Source organism: Gilvimarinus sp. 1_MG-2023, assembly GCF_030548285.1.
Genome location: NZ_JAUOSC010001841.1, coordinates 1 through 231, shown reverse-complemented (window position 1 = coordinate 231; position 231 = coordinate 1). Strand labels below are relative to the sequence as shown.

The following is a 231-nucleotide window of genomic DNA, read 5'->3' as shown; positions in this document are numbered from 1 at the left end:
CGCTGGTGATGGTGTAGTTGGTGTTGGTGTCGCTGAATAATTGTTGCTGGACGCTGCGGTCGCCGGTGATATTGCCGATGGCAACATGGCCACTGCTGTAGTCGGCAGCGGTGGTTTGTACCGCATAGGCTCCTTCTGCAATGGGTTGGGCGTCGTCGTCGTCACCGGCACAGCCACTCAGCATCAGGGTCGCAGAGAGAAGCAGTCCGGCGGTGCTGAACGGGGACAAAC

Annotated in this window: 1 protein-coding gene; it reads right to left on the bottom strand. The window is 59.3% G+C overall.

Annotated elements, in window-relative coordinates; genetic code table 11:
* Positions 1-184, bottom strand: a 184-nt coding sequence (locus Q4563_RS23060; RefSeq protein ID WP_303606208.1) for a hypothetical protein, incomplete at its 3' end; no start/stop codon positions are given.
* Positions 185-231 lie beyond the last annotated feature (47 nt).